We start from the raw sequence: 3,636 nt of genomic DNA, 5'->3' as shown, positions 1-3,636 counted from the left end.
TTCCGCTAGACAATTTCGGCCCAGGCCGGCTCCTGGACGCCGCGGCTCCGCTCCGTTCGCAGGCAGGCGCCGGTGGAGGCGCAGAGACGAGGGATGACGGCTGTGACGACCGCCGGTATTCGGGTACCCAAGGCGGCTGAGCTCGTGGCTGGGACGATTCGCCGGCAGATCATCACCGGCGAGCTTCTGGAGGACCACCTCCTGCCCTCGGAGTCGGCCCTCATGGAACAGTTCCGCGTCAGCCGCCCGACGCTGCGCGAGGCGTTCCGCATCCTGGAGTCGGAGTCGCTGATCACCGTGCGGCGCGGCGTGCACGGCGGGGCCCGGGTGCAGATCCCCAACGGCGACGTCGCCGCCCGCTACGTCGGCTACGTGCTGGAGTACCGCGGGACCGCCATGGCGGACGTCTACCGGGCCCGAGCGGAGGTCGAGGCCCCGCTGGCGCGGCTGGTTGCGACCTCGGCGACGCCGGACGAGGAGTGCCTGGCCAGGGCCGAGGCGCACCTGGACGACCCGTCGGCCGACGAGGAGTTCCACCGGCTGATGGCGGAGCTCGCCGACAACCGACCCTCGCCGTGATGCTCGACATGATGTACCACATCGTCGGCACCGCCCGCCGTCGCTACGCGCTGAACGTCGACCAGGTGCAGACCCGTAAGGAGACCGTGGAGGTGCACCGCAGCCACGTGCGCCTGGTCGATCTGATCAAGCGTGGTCGGCCGGACCTCGTCCACCGGCTGTGGGCCCGGCACCTCGACGAGGCCACCCGCCACTACCTGGAAGGCCCGCTGGCCACCACCGTCGTGGAGATGATGAGCTAAGCGCTCCCGCGCGCGGACTGGGGTGCCGACGTAATCAAGATCGAGCATCCCGAGACGGGTGACCCGCAGCGCGGCCTCGAGCTGCTGTACAAGCTGGTGCAGGGCGCCGAGGTCTTCCTCACCAACCTGCTACCGGACTCCTGCGAGCGCTTCGGCGTGGGGGTCGAGAAGATCAGGGAGGCCAACCCGGACATCATCTACGCCCGCGGGCACGGGCAGGGCGCCCACGGCCCCGACGCCAACCTGGGCAGCTACGACGTCGTCGGCTCCAAGATCCTGGGCCAGCCGACGATGCAGCGTTTCGACATCGCCGAGATGCCGAATCCCCTGACGAACGTCTACCGGACCGGCGACGACCGCTTCCTGTGGTTCTCCCTGCTGCAGGCCGACCGGCACTGGCCGGAGTTCTGCGCGGCGCTCGAGTGCCCGAACCTGCTCGCCGACCCCCGCTACGTCGACGCGAAGTCCCGCTTCGACAACCGCCGGGAGTGCATCGCGACGATCCGGGAGGCGTTCGCGGCCCACCCGCTGGTCCACTGAGAGGAGCGGTTCAGCAAGATCGAGGGCGTCTGGTCGGTGGTGAAGTCCCCGCTGGAGCTGCACGACGACCCGCAGGTGCAGGCCAACGGCTACGTCACCGAGGTGACCAACGCCGCCGGGATCAGCTACGCCCTGGCCTCGAAGCCGGTGCAGTACGACGACTGGGTGCCGGCGCTGAGCCCCGCGCCGGAGCACGGCGAGCGCACCGAGGAGATCCTGCTCGAACTCGGCCTCGACTGGGAACAGATCATCGCTCTGAAGGAGAAGTCGGCCATCCGCTGACCGCGCGGCAGTTTCCGCGCCGCAGTCCGGAGACCCGCCGCAGTCCGGAGACCCGCCGCAGTTAGAAGAACAGCGTGCCCACGCAGATCGGTGACCGGCTCCGGTTCGGGCAGGGCTGGGGCGGGGCGGGGTGGGGCGGGGCGAGTTCGCCACGCCCACCGACGACCAGGCCCCCTACTCCGCGGTGGTGCTGCGGGCGCTGGCCGCGGTTCCGCAGGTGGAACCGCGCCCGGCGTTCGTCGGCGTCGGCACCGCGAAGCTGCTCCGCAACCGGACCGAGTGGCTGGCCTGACCGAGATCGACCCAGGCCCGGCCTCGTCCCCGGCCGGCCGCCCCCTGACGCGCCGCGGCCCCCGTCTCCACCCCCTGGTTTCCAGGAGTGGGGAGACGGGGGCCGCCGGCGTGCGTGCCGTCAGGAGCGCGGGAAGCGGTACAGCGTGCGCGCGTTGTCCTCGACGATCTTCGCGACCTCGTCGTCGGGGATGTCCTTCATGAGGTCGGCGGCGATCTTACGGCTGTTGGGCCAGGTCGAGTCGGAGTGCGGGTAGTTGATCTCGAGCATGATCCGGTCGATGCCGATCTCGTGCCGGTTGCGCAGGCCGCTCTTGTCCTCGATGAAGCAGCCCCAGAAGTGCTTGCGGAACAGGTCGGACGGCCGGGTGTCGAAGTCGATGTCCTTCTGGTACCAGCGGTGCTTCTCCCAGGTCTGGTCGGTGCGCTCCAGGATGTAGGGCAGCCAGCCGATGCCGCCCTCGGACAGCGCGAACTGCAGCTTGGGGTGGCGCTGCAGGACGCCCGAGAACAGCAGATCGATGGTGGTCCACATCAGGTTGGTGGCGAACGAGGCGATCGCCACCGCGAACGGCGCGTCCGGCGCGGCCATCCCGCCGGGGACGGGCTTGGCCGCCGCGAAGGAGAACCCGGGCACGAAGGACCCGGACCCGAAGTGCAGCGAGACCGAGACGTCGGTCGCCTCGCAGACGTCCCACAGCGGTTCCCAGTGGTGAGGGCAGGCCCAGCGGGACGGGGCTGTCCGGGAAGGACACCGTGCGCGCGCCCTTGGCCGCCGTCCGCTCGACCTCTGCGACGCAGGCCGCGACGTCCCACACCGGCAGCAGCGCCAGTGGGATGTAGCGGTCGGGCGCGGCGGCGCACCACTCGTCGACCATGAAGTCGTTCCAGGCCTGGATGCAGGCGAGCGCCAGCTCCTTGTCCGGCGCCCGGTGGAACACCCCGCCGGCGAAGCCGGGGAACGACGGGAAACACGGGGCGGCGTGGACGCCGTCGACGTCCATGTCCTTCAGCCGCGCCACCGGGTCGTAGCAGCCGGGGATCATCTCCTCGAAACGCATGGGGTCCACCCCCCAGTCCCGCGGCTCGCGCCCGGCGACGGGCGTTGAGGCCGATCGTGGGGAACACGACGCCGTCGTAGACCCAGACGTGCTTGCCGCCCTGCTCCTCGATCCGCGGTGTGCGACCGTCGAACTTCGAGGGGAGCCGGTCCAGCCAGACCCTGGGATGTTCCACGAGGTGGTCGTCGACGGACACGATCTGGTGACTGTCCCGCAGCGGCATGGCTTCTCCTCCTATACGGCTGTAACCGACGTTACATCATCTAGCGAATTAGGAGCCAAGTTTGCGGCGTCAGGTCGCTGACCTGCGGTTGGGCGCGGACGTCCGGCGGTTATCTCGCTGCTCTGGCGCGTTCGGTGACCGGGTCGTTGCCATATGCATCGGGCGGGGGCGGAGTTCGCCGGCAGGCAGGGTTGGCGCCCATCTCTCCCTGGCTGATTTACCTCAGTCGTATCCTTAATCTATATTCCGCTGGCGCGCCGGACCTGTGTGCTGCCCGATGCGCGTGGCCATCCGCGCAGCACGCACAGGTGGGGAGGACGTTCGGATGCGATCGCGCACTCGATGGCGACAGCGGGGCGTTCTTGCGCTCGGGATGTCGGCGGCACTGATGGTCAGCGCAGCCGCCTGCGGCTCGGGC

The 3,636-nt window shown here is 69.7% G+C and carries 5 protein-coding genes and 1 pseudogene; 5 read left to right on the top strand and 1 reads right to left on the bottom strand.

Features of this window, described 5'->3' with window-relative positions; all coding sequences use genetic code 11:
* Positions 1–102: 102 nt before the first annotated feature.
* The 5 genes from G6R25_RS28325 to G6R25_RS22510 all read left to right on the top strand — a co-directional run bounded on the left by G6R25_RS28325 (position 103) and on the right by G6R25_RS22510 (position 1,935).
* On the top strand, positions 103–579 hold the full coding sequence (locus G6R25_RS28325; protein WP_235826517.1) for a FadR/GntR family transcriptional regulator: 477 nt from the start codon (positions 103–105) through the stop codon (positions 577–579).
* A complete protein-coding gene (locus G6R25_RS28320) occupies positions 576–821 on the top strand; it encodes an FCD domain-containing protein (protein ID WP_336502368.1) in 246 nt (81 codons plus the stop codon). Before G6R25_RS28325 ends, G6R25_RS28320 begins: the two co-directional genes overlap by 4 nt.
* Before the next feature lie 33 nt (positions 822–854).
* Positions 855–1,361: a CoA transferase gene (locus G6R25_RS28315; protein WP_336502372.1), complete on the top strand. Its 507-nt coding sequence runs from the start codon at positions 855–857 to the stop codon at positions 1,359–1,361.
* Positions 1,362–1,397: 36 nt separating this feature from the next.
* Complete coding sequence (locus tag G6R25_RS28310) at positions 1,398–1,643, top strand: CoA-transferase family III protein (RefSeq protein ID WP_235949454.1); 246 nt, start codon at positions 1,398–1,400, stop codon at positions 1,641–1,643.
* A gap of 130 nt (positions 1,644–1,773) precedes the next feature.
* On the top strand, positions 1,774–1,935 hold the full coding sequence (locus G6R25_RS22510) for a hypothetical protein (RefSeq protein WP_235949453.1): 162 nt from the start codon (positions 1,774–1,776) through the stop codon (positions 1,933–1,935).
* A 120-nt stretch (positions 1,936–2,055) separates the two neighbouring features.
* On the opposite strand, the pseudogene G6R25_RS31010 reads toward G6R25_RS22510, so the two are convergent.
* Positions 2,056–3,218, bottom strand: a pseudogene (locus G6R25_RS31010) (amidohydrolase family protein).
* Positions 3,219–3,636: the final 418 nt, after the last annotated feature.

This window comes from Candidatus Frankia alpina (assembly GCF_902806485.1).
Taxonomy (GTDB): Bacteria; Actinomycetota; Actinomycetes; order Frankiales; family Frankiaceae; genus Frankia; species Frankia alpina.
Note: the sequence above shows the minus strand (reverse complement) of the source record. Positions and strands in the feature narration are given on the sequence as shown.